Genomic DNA, 17,510 nt, shown 5'->3' on the forward strand with positions numbered 1-17,510 from the left:
TTGCCATTGATTAAAATATTGAATTGCTGATTTTTGAATGTAATACTTTAAAAATCAGCTTTTTTTATAAAAACATCCAATATGAGATATACCGCCATAGTCAACAAAACCATTCTTTTTGTAAAGGAAAAACTCGAAAACGCCGAAGGTGGACACGATTGGTTTCACATAGAACGAGTGTATAAAAATGCTTTGCTGATTGCCGATGGCGAAACTTGTGATATTGACATTGTAAAATTGGGAGCCTTGCTTCACGATATCGCCGACAGTAAATTTCATGATGGAGACGAAACTATTGGTCCCAAAATGGCTCGTGAATTTCTGGAATCCCATAATGTGGACGAAGACACCATCGAGCACGTTATCAACATCATCGAAAACATCTCTTTCAAGGGCGGAAATTCAGAAAAGGCATTCTCGTCAGTCGAATTGGATATCGTCCAGGACGCCGACCGTTTGGATGCCATTGGCGCCATTGGCATTGCCAGGACGTTCAATTATGGCGGTTTCAAAAACAGGCCTTTATATAACCCGAACATTGCTCCAAAACTTCGCATGAGCAAGGAAGAATACAAAAACAACCAAGCGCCAACCATCAATCATTTCTACGAAAAATTATTGCTGTTGAAGGACAAAATGAATACTCAAACCGGAAAACAAATTGCCCAAGAAAGACATCGTTTTATGGAAATTTTCCTTTCGCAGTTTTATGCTGAATGGGACGGGGAGAAGTAGTTGGCAGTGTTCAGTGTTCAGTTTGCAGTCAGGTAACTGAACACTTTTATTTATTCCAACACTGATTACTGAACACTGAACACTTTTTTAAATTCCTTTTTCCTTCATTTCCAGAATCACGTCCGAAGCATTTTTGAAAGTGGGTGCTTGCTCGATGATGGTTCCCACACGTTTTTTATTCAATTTAAAAGTAAAATCGTTTTCGGTGGTGAATAATATTGCCGTCAAAAATGGGTTGTTCATATACGGAGCCAGAACAAAAAACGCTTCTTCCAAGGAATGAAAACTTTCTATTTCTTCGGTTTTGTAACGGGCAATGACGGAAAGTTTTAATACGTCATTTTCCAGCAAAACCGGACGGACGTAAATGTTTTTCAACTCGGTGTCGCCAATGGTTTTGGCCAAAGTCAATTTGGCCAAGGTTTTATTCGTGATGCTTTCTGTTACTTTTTCCCAGAATTCGGCAAATACAGGTTGGAAGGACATAAGTTTAATTTTTTGATGAACTGTTTTCAGAAATGAGATTTCAAAATTACAATATTTTATACTGTTAACTGCTACTGAACACTGAACACTCCTTTTAGTTTCCCTTAAACTCTGCTTTTCTTTTCTCCAAAAATGCCGTTGTTCCTTCTTTGAAATCTTCGGTTGCAAAACAATCGCCGAAATTTTTGATTTCAACATCAAATCCATTGATGCCAGAAATGTAGTTGGCATTTATGGCTTCGATGGCTTTGCCAATGGCCACTGGTGAATTCTTCATGATTCTGGTGGCAATGGTCATATAGGCTGAGTATAAATCGGATTGAGGTACAACGTGATTGACCAATCCGTACATTTTCGCCGTTTCGGCATCAATCATTCCGGCGGTCATGATCATTTCCATCGCGCGACCTTTGCCAATAATCTGTGGCAAACGTTGGGTTCCTCCATAACCAGGAATAACGCCCAACGAAGTTTCAGGCAAACCCATTTTGGCATTCTCCGAAGCGATTCTAAAATGACAAGCCATAGCCAATTCTAGTCCGCCTCCAAGGGCAAATCCATTGATGGCGGCAATCACTGGAGTTTTCATGTTTTCGATAAAATCGAATAAAATTTGTTGTCCTTTTGCCGCTAATTGTGCTCCTTCTTCTGTCGAAAAATGGGCAAATTCCGCAATATCGGCACCAGCCACAAAAGCTTTTTCTCCGCTTCCGGTGATTATTATTACGTGCACATCAGGGTTTTCTTCTACCAATTTCAAGGTTTCGTGCAATTCTTGAATAGTGGCTTTATTCAAGGCATTTAGTTTTTCGGGGCGATTGACATAAATGGTGGCAATCCCTTTTTCGTGTTCCAAGATGATGTTTTCCGGAGTCATAACTTTGTATGTTTATTTGTTTATAATGGGCAAAGAAACCTTGAAAGTCGTCCCTTTTCCTTTTTGGGATTCGAATGTGATGGTTCCGTTATAATTTTCGATAATGTTTTTGATGATGCTCAAACCCAATCCCATTCCGCTGGTTTTGGTAGTAAATTTGGGTTCAAAAATCCGATTGAAATCTTCTGGGGCAATTCCAATTCCGTTGTCGGCAACAGTAATGACGACATTGCCCATCGCTTTTTTGATGTTGACGCATACCGCCTTGTTTTCTTGGCTTTCGGGAATGGCTTGAATGGCGTTTTTGACCAAATTGGTAATGATTCGAATGAGTTGTGTTCGGTCAATTTTCGAAATAATTTCGTCTTCTTCCGCTTTAAAATGGACGTATTCTTCATTGAAAATATCCATGGTCAATTCGACAACAGCCACCACGTTCAAAGTTTCATTTTGTTGTGCCGGCATCGAAGCAAAATTCGAAAATGCCGATGCCACGGAACTCATCGTGTCGATTTGCTGAATCAAGGTTTCAGAATAATCGTTGATTTTTTGTTTTAAATTTGGGTCGTTCGGGTCAAATTTTCTTTGAAAACTTTGCACCGTCAAGCGCATTGGCGTCAGCGGGTTTTTGATTTCGTGCGCTACTTGTTTGGCCATTTCTTGCCAAGCTTCTTCTCGTTCGCTTTGGGCCAGTTTCAAGGCGCTTTCTTCGAGTTCGTCAACCATCCCGTTATAAGCTTTTATCAAAAGGTTGATTTCTTTGCTGTTGGCTTCCAGAACAATCTTTTCGTTTTTTTGGTTCAAACTCGTTTCGCTCAATTTATCCGAAATGGTCTTCAATGATTTTGTGATGTAGGACGAAAGAAAATAAGCCACTGCAAAAGCTACCAAAAGCATAAATGAATACACTTGTGCCAATCGAATCAAGAAATTTTGCAGTTCGGTTTGGTAATAACTGTCGTCTTCCACATAAGGTAAATTCAGGATTCCCAAGGGTTTGAACTTGTCGTCTTTTATCAAACTATAAGAAGAACGGTTCTTTTTTCCATCGATATTTTTGATGTCAACGTAGCGTTTTTCAACTGAAGATTGAACCAGTTTCAGGATGTATTTTGGAATTGGAGGATCAACCGGATCGATGGAAAATCTCGATTTGGAAGATTTTAAAAGTCTTCCGTCCAGACTGTAAATATTGATTTCAAGATTGTGGATATCCGATAATTCGTGGATTTTATCTTTAAAAATCAGCGATAAATTATTTGGCGTAAGCGGATAAGTGGTATTCGAAAGTACATAAATAATGTTCTCTTTTATGGCGTCTTCTTTGTGTTCTAATCTTTCTTGATGGTATTGTTTGGCCTCATTCTTGAATTGAAAAATCGAAATCGACGCCAGCAACACCGAAGCCACAATAATCAATACAATCATCGAAAGGAAAATCCTGGTTCGCAACGAAAGCATTGATATTTTGAAGTCTTTTAGCATAGTGTTCGGTATTCAATAATTCAGTATTCAGTTTCCAGCTTTGCAACTGGCCACTGATCACTGATCACTGTTTTTCTCTCGAATTCGTTTGTAAAATTGAAAGCCCAACATAATCAAAATTGAAAACAACATAATTCCGACCACTCCATAAATCCAGTTTACGGCGTTTTTTAGAATGACCAAAAACACTACGGCAAACAAGATAATCGTGGCACCTTCGTTCCACAAACGCATATAATTTGTCGTGTATTTTACTTCATTGTTTTGCAATTGTTTGAATATTTTATGGCATTTGTAATGGTACAAATACAGCACAAAAACAAAGCCAAGTTTTACGTGCATCCATGGCATTTGCAACCAGGCTTTTCCAATATCGGTAAAAAACAACATCCAAAATGCAAAAATACTGGCCAAAACTGCTGAGGGCCAAGTGATGATGTACCACAAACGATACGTCATTATTTTGAATTGCTTTTGTAAAATTTCCTTTTCTGGCGAAGGTTTGTCGTTGGCTTCAATTTGGTACACAAACAAGCGAACAATGTAAAAAAGTCCGGCAAACCAAGTCATGACAAAGATAAGGTGCAGGGATTTGAGGTAGTTGTAGTAGTCCATTTTGCTCTTTTAATTAGCCGTGAATTCGCGACAAAAATATTTATTTAGCCCAATCATTTATCCAATTTGCCACCGTTTTGCACCATTCGTCATCGTCGTTCAAGCAGGGAATGGCCATAAAATTCTCGCCGCCGTGTTCCTTGAATTGATGGTTGGCTTCCATTGCGATTTCTTCCAAGGTTTCTAGGCAATCCGAAACGAAAGCAGGTGTCACGACAGCCAAATTCTTGATGCCTTTCTCGGGCATTTTGTTCACTTCAACATCTGTGTAAGGCGTAAGCCATTTGTCTCCCGCCAATCGTGATTGAAAAGTTTGGCTGTATTTTCCTTCCGGGATTCCCAAAAGTTTTACCACTTGTTTCGTGGTTTCGTAGCATTGGTGACGGTAACAAAATTCGTGTGCTGGCGAAGGCGTGTTGCAGCATGAACCATCAATTTTACAATGCGATTTGGTGATGTCCGTCTTGCGAATGTGTCGCTCCGGAATTCCGTGATAGGAGAACAATAAATGGTCATATTCGAAACCTTCCAAATGGGATTGAATGGAATCGGCAAGGTTTTTTAAATAATCTGGTTTGTTATAAAAAGCAGGAACAATCGTGAATTTCATTTCTGGGAAATACTTTTTTCTGTGCTCCTCGGCCAGTTCTAAAATGGTCGTTGTCGAAGCCATCGCGTGTTGCGGATACAATGGAAAAAGCAATACTTCGGTTACGCCTTTGTCGTGTAATTCCTTTAATCCTGATAAAAGAGATGGGTTTCCGTAACGCATTGCCAATGAAACAGGAAGGTCAACTTGTTGCTTTACTTTTTCATGCATTCTTTTGGAAATTACGACAAGCGGAGAACCTTCATCCCACCAGATTTTGGCGTAAGCTGCGGCAGATTTCTCGGGTCTTTTTCTCAAAATGATACCCCGAACTAGCAATGCTCGCAATAAAAAGGGAACGTCAATCACGTATTTGTCCATCAAAAATTCGTCTAAATACGGTTTTACGTCTTTTGCTGTTGGACTTTCGGGTGAACCGAGGTTTACTAGTAGAACTCCTTTCATATTTTGTGTTTAAAAATCTAATTTGTATAATTTAATGTTTTCTATAATTATGATTGATAATCTAAATTTATTGAGTTTGATATTTTTTCAAAAGAGTCTCTATCTTATTTGCCTGATTCATTTCAATACAGCCTCCAAAATTAATTTTTTTGTTTCTTTGATTTCTTCCTTCAATACTATGCATTTGACATTGAAGACAAATCTTTACAATTCCAACAGTTTTATCGTTTTTCTTTAAAATTAAGAAATCTCTATATTCTGGGGCACAAGCTTTTGTGTCATAATCTAAAAAAACATCAGTATTGAAAATCTTCAAAAATTCACTGATATCAGCAGTTGAAAATTGCTTTTTAATAAACTTTTTGGAGTTAAATTCTAAAATATAATTTTTCTCATTTGATAATTTGACAAATGAACCATCTAAAATTTTTTCATTTTTTTTAAGATTATTTTCAAATATTCTAATTTTTTCCGGTGTAATCTTTCCATTTATATTGTTATCTTCTTCAACAAGATGATAGTATTCAATTTTATCAAAATTAGATAGAATTGACTCTTTTTTAAAAGAACAAAAACATAAAACTACAGTCAATAAAAGCGCGATTTTTTTCATTAAGTATTCGGATTAATCGACATCAAATATTTCTTTGGCGTGGTGCCAAATTTTTTCTTGAAAGCCGCGATAAAATGACTACCTGTGCTGTAACCAATTTTTAAGCCCACTTCGTTCACGTTATATGAACCGCTGTCCAATAATTTGCGTGCAGAATCCATTTTGTAATCGAAAAGGAAGCCATAAACGGTGTCTCCGTAAATTTGTTTGAAACCCATTTTGAGTTTCTTCAAGGTCAGTCCCACTTCGTCGGCCAGTTCCTGCAATCCGGGCGGTTCGGCCATATTGGCAAGGATGATTTCTTTGGCTTTTTTTATTTTCAAGACATTTTCTTCGTCAATCAGGAATGGGCATTGTTCCGCATTGGGATCTTCGGTTCGGTTGAAATACAAACTCAACAATTCGTATCCTTTGCCTTTGTAATACAAGTTTTTTATCGATGGATGCAGGTTGTAATGAAATAATTGACTCAAAACAATCGCCATCGATGGGCTGATGTCACCTTCCTTGTAATATTTTTTGTCCCTGTTGTCCTCACTCAAAAAAGTGATGTAATTGGCTTCGGACGAAAATAAATTGTGGAATTTTTGAATGGAAATGATAACCGAAATCACCCAGGAATTAGGCGCTATTTCGAGGTTTAACGGCAATTCTTTTTGTGGGTTGTAGAGTAATAATGATTTTTCTTCTTTCAAATCCAAGGCGTAATTTCCTTGATTGAAAAGAAACTTGGCTTTTCCTTTCAACCCGAAATGGAATTGAATCAATCCGCTTTTTACTTCACGTTGGGTAAAATATACTTCATCACCATCGTTTTGGAAACGAAGTAGGGTAAAGTCGTCTTCAATTGTTATGATATCTTGAGAACTCATTGCGACATTTTTTTTAAGCGATATGACAATTATCAGTTTTTTTTTAAAAAAATAACTGTAAGTTTGTTATCGAAATGCTTGATTTTGTTACAAAAATAGTCTTTTTTACATTAAAAATTTTATAAAGGGCAAAAAATCATTTAGCGACACAAAAAGAACTTTAAGCGTTGTTTTAATAGAAACCTTAGTTCTAACTTTGCCAGTCGCATCAGAAAAAGGTTATATATGGAAAATCTAAATGTACCGAAACACAAAACTTTCTACTCCATTGGGTTGAGTTACAAGAAGGCTGATGCCGAAGTGAGAGGTAAATTTAGTCTGGATGCCAAAGCAAAGACCAATGTATTGCTCCAAGCAAAAGAGGAAGGCATCGAGAGTTTAATCGTCACATCTACCTGCAATCGCACCGAAATTTACGGTTATGCAGACCACCCTTTTCAATTAATAAAATTGATTTGCGAAAACAGTAATGGCACTGTCGAGGAATTTCAAAAAGTGGGATTTGTTTACAAACACCACGAAGCCATCGATCACATGTTTCGTGTAGGAACAGGTTTAGACAGTCAAATTCTGGGTGATTTTGAAATTATTGGACAAATTAAAAACAGTTTCGATGAATCTCGAACTTTGGGTTTAATCAATACTTTTTTAGACCGGTTGATCAATACCGTGATTCAAACCAGCAAAAGAATCAAAAACGAAACCGAAATTAGTTCCGGAGCCACTTCTGTTTCATTTGCCGCCGTACAATACATTATCAGAAATATAGAGAATATTGGCAATAAAAATATTTTGCTTTTTGGAACAGGAGAAATAGGAAGAAACACCTGTGAAAACCTAATAAAACACACTAAAAACGAACAAATTACCTTAATAAACAGAACTAAAAGTACCGCCGAAATGCTGGCCGGGAAACTGAACTTAGTGGTAAAAGATTATTCCGATTTACATTTGGAATTACAAAAATCCGACGTTTTGGTCGTGGCAACCGGAGCACAAAATCCAACTATCGACAAAGCTATTTTGAATTTAAAGAAACCGCTTTTGATTTTGGATTTATCCATCCCGAAAAACGTGAATGCTGACGTGCAAGAAATTCCAGGAGTAACTTTAATCCATATGGATTATTTGTCGCAAATGACCGATGACACTCTTGAAAGAAGGAAACAACACATTCCTGCCGCCGAAGCCATTATCGAGGATATGAAACTGGAATTGAATACTTGGATGAATGGCAGAAAATATGCACCTACCATTCACGCATTAAAAGCAAAATTGATTGACATCGTGGCAAGTGAAATGACTTTGCACAGAAAAAAATTGCCTAATTTCGACGAAGAACAAGCCGAATTGATCACTTCCAGAATTATCCAAAAAATCACCAATCATTTCGCCAGTCACCTGAAAGACGAAAACACTTCGGTAGACGAAAGCATCGAATTTATCGAAAAAGTATTCCAAATAGGAATGCAAACTCCCCAAAAAACAACTTCGCCCATCGAGGAAAAATACAAAATCACCCTTTCATAGTAAAAATCCAAACAAACCTTAATATCTTTATGGTTTAAAAAAAGAAAAAGGTTTAATGAATTCAAATAAAACAATTCGAATTGGGACTCGCGACAGCGAATTAGCGCTTTGGCAAGCCCATACAGTCCAAAAAAAATTAAACGATTTAGGCTATACAACCGAAATCATTGCCGTAAAATCGCAAGGCGACATCATTCTCGATAAACCGCTTTACGAACTCGGAATCACCGGAATTTTCACGAAAACATTGGACATTGCCATGATAAATGGCCAAGTCGATATTGCCGTGCACTCGATGAAAGACGTGCCAACGGCTTTACCCATTGGTATTGTGCAAGCGGCGGTTCTTGAAAGAGCCAATACGTTGGATATTTTGGTTCACAAAGGAAACCTGGATTTTCTGGAAGAAAACGGAACCATTGCCACCGGAAGTTTGCGTCGTCAAGCGCAATGGCTCAACAAATATCCCAATCATATTGTAGTCGATTTGCGCGGCAACGTGAACACTCGAATGCAAAAATTGAATGAAAGTGACTGGAACGGAGCCGTTTTTGCCGCTGCAGGATTAGAAAGAATCAACTTGAAACCAACTGATTTTATCAATCTCGATTGGATGATTCCGGCACCGGCCCAAGGCGCAATGGTAGTGGTGGCGATGGGGAATAATGATTTTATACTCGACGCTGTTTCCCAATTGAATGATGTTGAAACCGAAATTTGCACCTACATCGAAAGACAATTCCTGAAAACGCTTGAAGGCGGTTGCACGGCACCAATCGGCGCTTTGGCAAGGTATTGCGAGTTGGAAGACACTTTTGTTTTCAAAGGTGCTTTGTTGGCTATTGACGGAAAAGAAAAACTGGAAATTGAAAAAATCGTGCCCGTTGAAGAATGGAAAAAATTGGGTTTCCTTTGTGCTCAAGAAATCCTGGAAAAAGGTGGAGCAGAGTTGATGCAAACTATTAAGGAAAGTTTGAAGAAGTAATGAGCAACCCAATCCATATTCTATCCACAAAAATACTTTTGAGCCATCAAAAGCAGGCCTTGTTGGATGCAGGTTTTTCAGTAACCGAAGCCAATTTTATCAAGACTAAAAACTCGGATTTCGACTTAAAAGGAATCAACGACAATTTGATTTTTACCAGTCAAAATGCGGCTCAAAGCGTTTTGTTGCATCCCAAATGCGGCGAATTAAAATCCAAAAACGTGTTTTGTGTGGGAATGAAAACCAAGGCATTGTTGGAAGAAAATGGTTTTACGGTCGAGGTTTACGTTGATTATGCTTCCGATTTGGCCGAAATCATCACCTTGATTTACGCCAAACAGAGCTATACTTTTTTCAGTGGTAATCTTCGAAAAGAAACCTTACCAAAAGCCTTGAAAGCAGCCAAAGTCAATTTCAATGAGATACAAGTTTATGAAACGATATTGACTCCGCACAAAATAAAAACGCCAGTCGATGGGATTTTGTTTTTCAGTCCGTCGGGAGTGGAAAGTTATTTGGCCGAAAACAAAATAAAAAATGAAATTTGCTTTTGCATTGGCGAAACCACTGCAGAAGCTTTGGAAAAAACAGCCAGAAACATAATCATTGCCGATTCGCCTTCGGTTGAAAACGTGATTGAAGAATGCATAAACGAATATAATTAATTAACCAAAAGCGAAAGCTTACATCTATAAAATGATAAAGAACGACCTATTTTTAAAAGCATTAAAAGGAGAAACAGTAGAACGTCCGCCGGTTTGGATGATGCGTCAGGCAGGAAGATATTTGCCGGAATTCAGGGCTTTGCGTGATAAATACGATTTTTTCACCCGTTGCGAAACGCCGGAATTGGCTGCTGAAATCACTGTGCAACCTATTCGAATTGTTGGGCCAGACGCCGCGATTTTGTTCTCGGATATTTTGGTGGTGCCAAGAGCGATGGGAATCCACGTGGAATTGAAAGACAATTTGGGGCCGATTATCCCCAATCCAATTCGCACGATGGAACAAGTGAATCAGGTTTATGTTCCCGATGTGAACGAAACTTTGGGCTATGTTTTTGATGCCGTGAAATTGACCAAAGAAATGCTGAACGATGAGGTGCCATTAATTGGTTTTGCCGGTTCGCCTTGGACGATTTTCTGTTATGCCGTGGAAGGAAAAGGTTCGAAAAGTTTTGATACTGCCAAAGGATTTTGTTTCTCAAATCCTGTTGCTGCTCACACTTTATTGCAAAAAATCACCGATACAACCATATTATATCTAAAAGAAAAAGTGAAGGCTGGTTGCAACGCTATCCAGATTTTCGATTCTTGGGGCGGAATGCTTTCACCTGTAGATTATCAGGAGTTTTCCTGGAAATACATCAACCAAATCGTGGAGGCGCTGGCCGAAATCACTCCGGTTATTGTTTTCGGAAAAGGATGTTGGTTTGCGCTTGGTGAAATGGGAAAAAGTAAAGCAGCTGCTCTTGGAGTAGATTGGACTTGTACGCCTAGAAATGCTCGTTATTTGTCGGGTGGAAACGTGACTTTACAAGGGAATTTTGATCCATCAAGATTGCTTTCGCCAATTCCGACCATCAAGAAAATGGTACACGAAATGATTGACGAATTCGGAAAAGACAAATACATAGCCAATTTGGGTCACGGAATTTTACCCAATATTCCTGTAGATCACGCTAAAGCATTTGTGGATGCGGTGAAGGAATACAAGCAAAAATAAGTTTCGAAAATGCTCAACAAAGGCTTACGAGATCAGGAAAGTATTCGAATAGACAACATTCTAAAGATGTTGCATTCACTGACTTTTGTGCCTAAATTCTGGAATTTGGAAGATATTCTTTCGCTTGAAAATGAGCTAAAAGATTTGGGAATGAATGTCGAAAGTCTTCGTGATTTCGATGAAAAAGGATTGATTTCCCATTTGGAAAGACTTCATTTTGATTGGAATCATTTCGAGATATTTGCCGATTTTTTAATCGCTCTTTCGAAAAAAAGTCAATTTGATTTTTCAGGAAAAGCCATTGCCATTTACGATTATGTTCAAAAGGAAAGCAAGGTCTTCTCGTTTGGAATTTTTAATAAGACAGCTCCTGTAAAAGCAAATTAATTTAGAATCATTAGTTGTATTTGACTTGATTTAATACAAGGTAAAAGGTTTATTAAGTAATTAAAAAATAAAATTTGAAATATTTGAAGATCAACAACAAAAATAATATTTTACCTATTGTGCTTTATAATATATGGGTTTTATATGTATTGTATTTTTATTTTTTTAAACAAGAAATATTTAATAATCAAGCTCCTTGCGGAGCTGGCTATATGATGGTTGGATTAATGTTTTTTACTCCAATTTTATCACTGTTATTTTTGTTAGTACTTGCAATAATTAATTTAATTTCAAAAAAGAAATATTTCACTGATTATGAATATATTTCATTACCCTTTTTATTATTAGTTGGAATTATGTTATTTAAAATGTTTATTTGATTTAAAAATGAAAGACAAATTCTATCAATATATACAAAATCTTCAAGACCAAATCTGTGCAGGATTAGAAGCTGCTGACGGCACAACTAAATTCAAAGAAGATCTTTGGGAACGACCAGAAGGCGGAGGTGGAAGAACACGCGTGATTGAAAACGGAACAGTTTTCGAAAAAGGTGGAGTAAATATATCTGCTGTTCACGGAAAATTACCGGACAGTATGCAGAAATTGTTCAATGTGGGCGAAGCCGATTTTTTTGCCTGCGGATTGAGTTTGGTTTTGCATCCTAAAAGTCCAATGGTGCCAACGGTTCACGCCAATTGGCGCTATTTTGAAATGTACGATACTTCGACTCCGCTCAGTACAGGTTCAGGAAAAGTAATTCAACAATGGTTTGGCGGCGGACAGGATTTAACTCCGTATTATTTGTTTGAAGAAGATGCCAAACATTTTCACCAAACTTGTAAAACCGCTTGTGACAAACACAATTCGGATTTTTATCTAAAATATAAAAAACAATGTGATGCTTATTTTTGGAACGCACATCGTAACGAAGCCCGCGGAATTGGTGGTTTGTTCTTTGATTATTGCAAAGCAAATGAGCAAATGTCAATGGAAAATTGGTTTGATTTTGTAACTGAAGTCGGTAACAGTTTTCTGGAAGCCTACGTTCCAATTGTCGAAAAAAGAAAAAAATTACTATATTCGGATGCCAATAGAACTTGGCAAGAAATCCGTCGAGGACGTTATGTCGAATTCAATTTGGTACACGACAAAGGCACCTTGTTTGGTTTGAAAACCAACGGAAGAATAGAAAGTATTTTGATGAGTTTGCCACCTCACGTTCAGTGGGTTTATGACCATCATCCGGAAGCCGGAAGCGAAGAAGAAAAATTATTGAAAGTATTACAACAACCAAAAGAATGGATTGCAGATTGATGATTAACGATTTTTGATTTCAGATTTTCTGAGATCGTCAAATCGTTTTAAATCATAAATCAGCAATCGTTAATCTAAAATCATAAATCATATGTTCCCATTACAAAGAGGTAGAAGATTAAGAACCAACGAAAGTATTCGTTCCTTAGTTCGAGAAACGACATTAAGTCCGTCCGATTTTATGTTCCCAATGTTCATTGCAGAAGGAGAAAACATAAAAGTTGAAATTCCATCAATGGTAGGAATTTACCGCCGTTCGATAGATTTAACCGTGGAAGAAGTTAAAGAACTTTTTGCTTTGGGAATTCGTGCCGTAAATATTTACGTAAAAGTCGACGAATCCCTAAAAGACAATACCGGAAAAGAAGCTTGGAATCCTGATGGATTGATGCAAAGAGCCATTAAAGCCATCAAAGCAACTTGTCCGGAAATGATTGTTATGCCTGATGTGGCTCTCGATCCATATTCTATTTATGGCCACGACGGAATCATCGAAAACGGGGATATTGCCAACGATGCGACCAACGATGCTTTGGTAAAAATGGCGGTTTCTCACGCTCAGGCTGGAGCCGATTTTGTTGCGCCAAGCGATATGATGGATGGTCGTGTTTTGCGTTTGCGTCAAGGATTGGATGCTGCAGGATTTCAAAATGTGGGAATAATGAGTTATTCGGCTAAATATGCTTCGGCATTTTACGGACCATTCCGTGATGCTTTGGGCAGTGCGCCAAAAGATGCAGATATTGTCGTTCCAAAAGACAAAAAAACCTACCAAATGGATTATGCCAATCGCATCGAAGCCATTCGTGAAGTACTAATGGATGTCGAAGAAGGTGCTGATATGGTGATGGTAAAACCTGGAATAGCATATCTTGATATTGTTCGCGAAGTAAAAAATGCAGTGAATGTTCCCGTAACCGTTTTTCATGTTTCGGGCGAATACGCGATGATCAAAGCCGCAGCAGAAAGAGGTTGGCTCGATCACGACAAAATCATGATGGAGCAATTAATGTGTATCAAAAGGGCAGGAGCGAGTTTGATTTCGACCTATTTTGCCAAAGAAGCCGCTATAATTTTAAACAAATAAATATGAAGAAAGTTATATTTTTAATGTCCGTTTTAGTTTTGATGTCCTGTAAAAAAGAAAGTGAAGAATCCTTTGGCAAACCTGAAACAACAAATGAAACAACAAATGAAGCTACTACCGAAGTTCAAAAACCCGAAGAATTGGGAAAAGAAATTTTTAACGGTAAAGGAGCTTGCGTGGCTTGCCATAAACCCGATGTGAAACTAGTTGGCCCAAGTTTACAAGACATTGCCAAAATCTATAAAGACAAAAATGGCGACATGGTTACTTTCCTTAAAGGCGAAGGCGAAGCAATTGTAGATCCAACACAATATGAAGTAATGAAAGCCAATTTTGCCATAACAAAAACATTTTCTGATGAAGAACTAAAAGCCCTGGAAGCTTATGTTTATTCGAATTTGAAATAATCGTCATCTTTGACTTGAGGAGTGAGAAGCTCATATAAACAAAACCATTTCAACCGAGATGGTTTTTTTATAGCTAAATTCTTTGTTTGCATTGCCAAAAACTTTCTGTACTTTGCGGGTAAGTTTTTTTTCTTGATTATGGAAACTGTTTACATCAAAACGCCTTTAGGAATCGCCAGAATAATAGGGGATGAAAACGGCATTTCAACCATTTCAGTTTCAGATGAAGGTGAGATTTCAGCAACAATTCCAATGGTTTTACAAGAAGCCGTTTTCCAACTCGACGACTATTTTGAAGGGAAAAGAATCAATTTTACCTTTAAATTAAATCCTTCAGGAACTGAATTTCAGCAAAAAGTTTGGCGAGAATTACTCGAAATACCTTTCGGAAAAACGATGTCATATTTAGAACTTTCCAAAAAAATGGGCGATGTCAAAGCCATTCGCGCCGTGGCTTCCGCCAATGGGAAAAATCCGCTTTGGATTGTGGTTCCCTGCCACAGAGTCATCGGAACCGATGGTTCGCTTACTGGTTATGCCGGTGGATTGTGGCGGAAAAAATGGCTGTTGGGACACGAAAATCCCACTTCGCAGCAAAGTTTGTTTTAGGAATTACGTGAATTGAACGAATTTTCACTAATTTAAATTTATTGGATTACAAAATTGACTAAATTTAGGACTTCAAAAGTTTATATTTTTTTTTCAATGTATTAAATCTGTGTTCAAATAAATCATTATGATCGAAAAAATCAACCTCAACAACATCCTGTTTCTCGACATAGAAACGGTTCCTGAAGTAGCCGATTTCAATTCTTTGGATGATGAAATGAAAGGGTTATGGGAACACAAAACCCAATACCAGCGCAAAGATGAATACACACCCGAGGATTTTTACGATCGAGCCGGAATTTGGGCCGAGTTTGGGAAAATTGTCTGTATTTCGGTAGGTTATTTTGTCATCAAGGGCGATATTCGGAATTTTAGGGTGACTTCTTTTTTTGGAGAGGAAACGAAAATCCTGAAAGACTTCAACAATCTGCTCAACAATCATTTCAATCAGCCGCAACACGTTTTGTGTGGGCATAACGCCAAGGAATTTGACATTCCGTTTCTGGCGCGCCGAATGATTATAAACAACATTGCCATTCCCGATAAGCTCAATTTATTTGGCAAAAAACCTTGGGAAATTCCGCATCTGGATACTTTAGAATTGTGGAAATTTGGCGACTACAAGCATTTTACTTCCTTGAAATTAATGTGTAAAGTTCTCGGAATACCTTCACCAAAAGGCGATATCGATGGCAGTCAGGTAGGTCATGTTTTTTATGTGGAAAAAGACATCGACCGAATAGTCACTTATTGCGAAAAAGACACCATTGCCGTGGCACAGATTTTCCTTCGCCTTCGCCGGCAAGATTTGTTGATTGAGGAAGAGATTATGCATGTTTAATTATTCACCGCAAATTTGGAAATTGGACTTTTTATAATTCAAATATTTATTTCCAATTTATTTTAATTTGCGAATTTGAGGCTGAACTTTTTTAAAATATTTACATTTACAAAAATTATATATTATGGTATTGAGCAGATTTTGGTTGGTTATTTTCATTTCTTCGATTGCATTTGTGATTTTCAGTTTGTTCTCTGGTAACAGTTATACTATTGACCACGTTTTAAACGGAAAAAAAGACGATCCTGTTTTAATTTCTGAGAAATATATGGATCAGATTCCTGTTTTTATAAAAGACAGCATCAATGAATCGGAAGAAAAAACCTTTGTTATCAACCGTGATACGCTAAATGCCGATACTACTTATGTGTATAAAAATAAAGTGGTGAAAATTTTTAGTGGTGTTCAAAAATCGGATGGGTTGTTACCCACTTGCAAAAGCACCTTGCTGGATTTGATTTTGCCGCTTATGGCTTATTTGGCTTTTTTCTGCGGTTTGATGGAGCTTTTAATCATTTCTGGAGCCTCTGAAAAACTGGCCAAAGGATTGAGTCCGGTATTTGTAAAAGTGTTTCCAAGTATTCCCAAAAATCACCCGTCGATTTCCTATATGACCTTAAATTTTGCAGCTAATTTCTTGGGATTGGATTCCGCAGCTACTCCTTTTGGATTGAAGGCGATGGAAAGTTTACAAGAAATAAATCCCGAAAAAGACAAGGCTAGCGATGCACAAATTATGTTTATGTGTCTGCACGCTTCGGGACTTACCTTAATCGCAACTTCTATTATTGGTTATCGTGCTGCTGCCAATGCCAGCAACCCCGCCGATGTGATGTTGCCTTGTATCATCACATCGTTTATTGGTACGATTGCCGCTTTTCTTATAGTTGGAATCAAGCAGAAAATCAATTTCAAAAGTGCTTCTTTAGTTTTGTCTTTAATGGTTTTGATTGCAGCCATAGTTGGTTTGTTGATGTACGTAAACCATTTGGATTTAATTGGAAAAAATTATTTTACTTCTAATCTTTCGGCCTTGATATTGGTAGGGATTATCGTGGCTACATTAGTCTTGTCCTTTGTCAAGGAAAAGAAATTTACCGAGGCAAATACCACGGTTTATGAGGCTTTTGTTTCGGGTGCTAATAACGGGCTTAAAACCGGCGTAACTATTTTTCCCTATGTATTGGGAATGTTGGTGGCCATTTCATTGTTCAGAAACAGCGGGTTGTTCGAAATTATCAGTAACTGGATTGCTTTTGCTTTTTCCAATATGGGAGTCAGCAAAGAAATCACCGATGCTTTGCCGGTTGCTTTGCTAAGACCGTTCAGTTCTGCGGGTTCAAGAGGATTTTTGATTGATTCGATGAATACTTTTGGCGCCGATTCCTTAACGGGTCGCTTGAGCAGCATTTTTCAATGCAGTGCCGAAAGCACTTTCTATGTGATTGCGGTTTATTTTGGCTCGGTTAACATCAAAAACACCCGATATGCTTTAGGAACAATGCTTTTGGTGGACGTAATTTGCGTGATTACGGCGATTTTTGTGGCGAGCTGGTTTTTTTAATTCAACTTAAAAAATTGATATACACCCAATAAACTGGATTAAAGTCCAGCCCATAAGATGTGTCGAGCCGATGGCTCTTTGCTGTACGTGAAAGTTTCATAGGAACGAATTATATTGTAGCAACGGATTAAAATCCGTTGGAGATAGGAATATTGATATTGTAGCAATAGATTTCAATCCATTCGAAGAGAGAAAAAAAACAATTTGCTTTTCCAATTTTCCGCAAACGATTTCAATTCGTAGAAAATTTTGTCAAGCCAATTTACGATTAAAAACCCTTTAATTTATAACAATTCTAAAGCATAAGTTGAGATAAATCAG

General features: G+C 37.7%; 20 protein-coding genes. 13 read left to right on the forward strand and 7 right to left on the reverse strand.

The window, feature by feature from the left end:
* The first annotated feature begins 81 nt into the window (after nucleotides 1–81).
* Nucleotides 82–735 carry an HD domain-containing protein gene (locus C0430_RS08395; RefSeq protein ID WP_290868072.1) on the forward strand — a complete coding sequence of 218 codons (654 nt, stop codon included), beginning with the start codon at nucleotides 82–84 and terminating at the stop codon, nucleotides 733–735.
* Between the two features lie 87 nt (nucleotides 736–822).
* Here the strand turns inward: C0430_RS08395 and C0430_RS08400 are convergent, their stop codons facing one another.
* The 7 genes from C0430_RS08400 to C0430_RS08430 form a co-directional block, all read right to left on the reverse strand.
* Nucleotides 823–1,221: a hypothetical protein gene (locus C0430_RS08400; protein WP_290868075.1), complete on the reverse strand. Its 399-nt coding sequence runs from the start codon at nucleotides 1,219–1,221 to the stop codon at nucleotides 823–825.
* A 94-nt stretch (nucleotides 1,222–1,315) separates the two neighbouring features.
* Entirely contained in the window at nucleotides 1,316–2,098 is a 783-nt protein-coding gene (locus C0430_RS08405) for an enoyl-CoA hydratase-related protein (protein ID WP_290868078.1), read from the reverse strand.
* Nucleotides 2,099–2,110: 12 nt separating this feature from the next.
* A complete protein-coding gene (locus tag C0430_RS08410) occupies nucleotides 2,111–3,583 on the reverse strand; it encodes an ATP-binding protein (RefSeq protein WP_290868085.1) in 1,473 nt (490 codons plus the stop codon).
* A gap of 57 nt (nucleotides 3,584–3,640) precedes the next feature.
* A complete protein-coding gene (locus C0430_RS08415) occupies nucleotides 3,641–4,198 on the reverse strand; it encodes a CopD family protein (RefSeq protein ID WP_290868091.1) in 558 nt (185 codons plus the stop codon).
* 40 nt (nucleotides 4,199–4,238) lie between these two features.
* Nucleotides 4,239–5,252 (reverse strand): ferrochelatase, encoded by a 1,014-nt coding sequence (gene hemH, locus C0430_RS08420; protein WP_290868097.1) that lies wholly within the window; start codon nucleotides 5,250–5,252, stop codon nucleotides 4,239–4,241.
* A 67-nt stretch (nucleotides 5,253–5,319) separates the two neighbouring features.
* Nucleotides 5,320–5,865, reverse strand: coding sequence for a hypothetical protein (locus C0430_RS08425; RefSeq protein ID WP_290868103.1), 546 nt, complete (start codon nucleotides 5,863–5,865; stop codon nucleotides 5,320–5,322).
* The gene (locus C0430_RS08430; protein WP_290868108.1) at nucleotides 5,865–6,737 is read right to left on the reverse strand and encodes an AraC family transcriptional regulator; all 873 of its coding nucleotides are present in this window, start codon (nucleotides 6,735–6,737) and stop codon (nucleotides 5,865–5,867) included. The genes C0430_RS08425 and C0430_RS08430 overlap by 1 nt, the downstream gene beginning before the upstream one ends.
* A gap of 225 nt (nucleotides 6,738–6,962) precedes the next feature.
* Between C0430_RS08430 and hemA the strand changes: the two genes are divergently transcribed.
* The 12 genes from hemA to C0430_RS08490 all read left to right on the forward strand — a co-directional run bounded on the left by hemA (nucleotide 6,963) and on the right by C0430_RS08490 (nucleotide 17,189).
* Nucleotides 6,963–8,267, forward strand: coding sequence for a glutamyl-tRNA reductase (gene hemA / locus C0430_RS08435; protein ID WP_290868113.1), 1,305 nt, complete (start codon nucleotides 6,963–6,965; stop codon nucleotides 8,265–8,267).
* 55 nt (nucleotides 8,268–8,322) lie between these two features.
* Complete coding sequence (hemC, locus tag C0430_RS08440; protein WP_290868118.1) at nucleotides 8,323–9,252, forward strand: hydroxymethylbilane synthase; 930 nt, start codon at nucleotides 8,323–8,325, stop codon at nucleotides 9,250–9,252.
* On the forward strand, nucleotides 9,252–9,917 hold the full coding sequence (locus C0430_RS08445; RefSeq protein WP_290868123.1) for a uroporphyrinogen-III synthase: 666 nt from the start codon (nucleotides 9,252–9,254) through the stop codon (nucleotides 9,915–9,917). Before hemC ends, C0430_RS08445 begins: the two co-directional genes overlap by 1 nt.
* Nucleotides 9,918–9,948: 31 nt before the next feature.
* Complete coding sequence (gene hemE / locus C0430_RS08450) at nucleotides 9,949–10,977, forward strand: uroporphyrinogen decarboxylase (RefSeq protein WP_290868128.1); 1,029 nt, start codon at nucleotides 9,949–9,951, stop codon at nucleotides 10,975–10,977.
* Between the two features lie 9 nt (nucleotides 10,978–10,986).
* Nucleotides 10,987–11,364 carry a hypothetical protein gene (locus C0430_RS08455; protein WP_290868131.1) on the forward strand — a complete coding sequence of 126 codons (378 nt, stop codon included), beginning with the start codon at nucleotides 10,987–10,989 and terminating at the stop codon, nucleotides 11,362–11,364.
* Between the two features lie 83 nt (nucleotides 11,365–11,447).
* The gene (locus tag C0430_RS08460) at nucleotides 11,448–11,744 is read left to right on the forward strand and encodes a hypothetical protein (RefSeq protein ID WP_290868134.1); all 297 of its coding nucleotides are present in this window, start codon (nucleotides 11,448–11,450) and stop codon (nucleotides 11,742–11,744) included.
* 7 nt (nucleotides 11,745–11,751) lie between these two features.
* A complete protein-coding gene (hemF, locus tag C0430_RS08465; protein ID WP_290868137.1) occupies nucleotides 11,752–12,681 on the forward strand; it encodes an oxygen-dependent coproporphyrinogen oxidase in 930 nt (309 codons plus the stop codon).
* A gap of 91 nt (nucleotides 12,682–12,772) precedes the next feature.
* Nucleotides 12,773–13,768 (forward strand): porphobilinogen synthase, encoded by a 996-nt coding sequence (hemB, locus tag C0430_RS08470; protein WP_290868140.1) that lies wholly within the window; start codon nucleotides 12,773–12,775, stop codon nucleotides 13,766–13,768.
* 2 nt (nucleotides 13,769–13,770) lie between these two features.
* Nucleotides 13,771–14,175, forward strand: coding sequence for a c-type cytochrome (locus tag C0430_RS08475; RefSeq protein ID WP_290868143.1), 405 nt, complete (start codon nucleotides 13,771–13,773; stop codon nucleotides 14,173–14,175).
* A 138-nt stretch (nucleotides 14,176–14,313) separates the two neighbouring features.
* Entirely contained in the window at nucleotides 14,314–14,784 is a 471-nt protein-coding gene (locus C0430_RS08480; protein ID WP_290868146.1) for a methylated-DNA--[protein]-cysteine S-methyltransferase, read from the forward strand.
* 127 nt (nucleotides 14,785–14,911) lie between these two features.
* Nucleotides 14,912–15,625, forward strand: coding sequence for a 3'-5' exonuclease (locus tag C0430_RS08485; RefSeq protein WP_290868149.1), 714 nt, complete (start codon nucleotides 14,912–14,914; stop codon nucleotides 15,623–15,625).
* A 124-nt stretch (nucleotides 15,626–15,749) separates the two neighbouring features.
* Nucleotides 15,750–17,189 (forward strand): nucleoside recognition domain-containing protein, encoded by a 1,440-nt coding sequence (locus C0430_RS08490; RefSeq protein ID WP_290868152.1) that lies wholly within the window; start codon nucleotides 15,750–15,752, stop codon nucleotides 17,187–17,189.
* The last annotated feature ends 321 nt before the right edge of the window (nucleotides 17,190–17,510 follow it).

Source organism: Flavobacterium sp. (assembly GCF_013823965.1).
GTDB lineage: Bacteria > Bacteroidota > Bacteroidia > Flavobacteriales > Flavobacteriaceae > Flavobacterium.

Coding starts and splice junctions, on each gene's coding strand:
- C0430_RS08485 (WP_290868149.1), top strand. CDS start 14,912: ATGATCGAAAAAATCAACCTCAACAACATCCTGTTTCTCGACATAGAA.
- hemH (WP_290868097.1), bottom strand. CDS start 5,252: ATGAAAGGAGTTCTACTAGTAAACCTCGGTTCACCCGAAAGTCCAACA.
- hemA (WP_290868113.1), top strand. CDS start 6,963: ATGGAAAATCTAAATGTACCGAAACACAAAACTTTCTACTCCATTGGG.
- C0430_RS08405 (WP_290868078.1), bottom strand. CDS start 2,098: ATGACTCCGGAAAACATCATCTTGGAACACGAAAAAGGGATTGCCACC.
- C0430_RS08445 (WP_290868123.1), top strand. CDS start 9,252: ATGAGCAACCCAATCCATATTCTATCCACAAAAATACTTTTGAGCCAT.
- C0430_RS08430 (WP_290868108.1), bottom strand. CDS start 6,737: ATGAGTTCTCAAGATATCATAACAATTGAAGACGACTTTACCCTACTT.
- C0430_RS08400 (WP_290868075.1), bottom strand. CDS start 1,221: ATGTCCTTCCAACCTGTATTTGCCGAATTCTGGGAAAAAGTAACAGAA.
- C0430_RS08425 (WP_290868103.1), bottom strand. CDS start 5,865: ATGAAAAAAATCGCGCTTTTATTGACTGTAGTTTTATGTTTTTGTTCT.
- C0430_RS08410 (WP_290868085.1), bottom strand. CDS start 3,583: ATGCTAAAAGACTTCAAAATATCAATGCTTTCGTTGCGAACCAGGATT.
- C0430_RS08395 (WP_290868072.1), top strand. CDS start 82: ATGAGATATACCGCCATAGTCAACAAAACCATTCTTTTTGTAAAGGAA.
- C0430_RS08455 (WP_290868131.1), top strand. CDS start 10,987: ATGCTCAACAAAGGCTTACGAGATCAGGAAAGTATTCGAATAGACAAC.
- C0430_RS08475 (WP_290868143.1), top strand. CDS start 13,771: ATGAAGAAAGTTATATTTTTAATGTCCGTTTTAGTTTTGATGTCCTGT.
- C0430_RS08490 (WP_290868152.1), top strand. CDS start 15,750: ATGGTATTGAGCAGATTTTGGTTGGTTATTTTCATTTCTTCGATTGCA.
- C0430_RS08415 (WP_290868091.1), bottom strand. CDS start 4,198: ATGGACTACTACAACTACCTCAAATCCCTGCACCTTATCTTTGTCATG.
- hemE (WP_290868128.1), top strand. CDS start 9,949: ATGATAAAGAACGACCTATTTTTAAAAGCATTAAAAGGAGAAACAGTA.
- hemF (WP_290868137.1), top strand. CDS start 11,752: ATGAAAGACAAATTCTATCAATATATACAAAATCTTCAAGACCAAATC.
- hemB (WP_290868140.1), top strand. CDS start 12,773: ATGTTCCCATTACAAAGAGGTAGAAGATTAAGAACCAACGAAAGTATT.
- C0430_RS08480 (WP_290868146.1), top strand. CDS start 14,314: ATGGAAACTGTTTACATCAAAACGCCTTTAGGAATCGCCAGAATAATA.
- hemC (WP_290868118.1), top strand. CDS start 8,323: ATGAATTCAAATAAAACAATTCGAATTGGGACTCGCGACAGCGAATTA.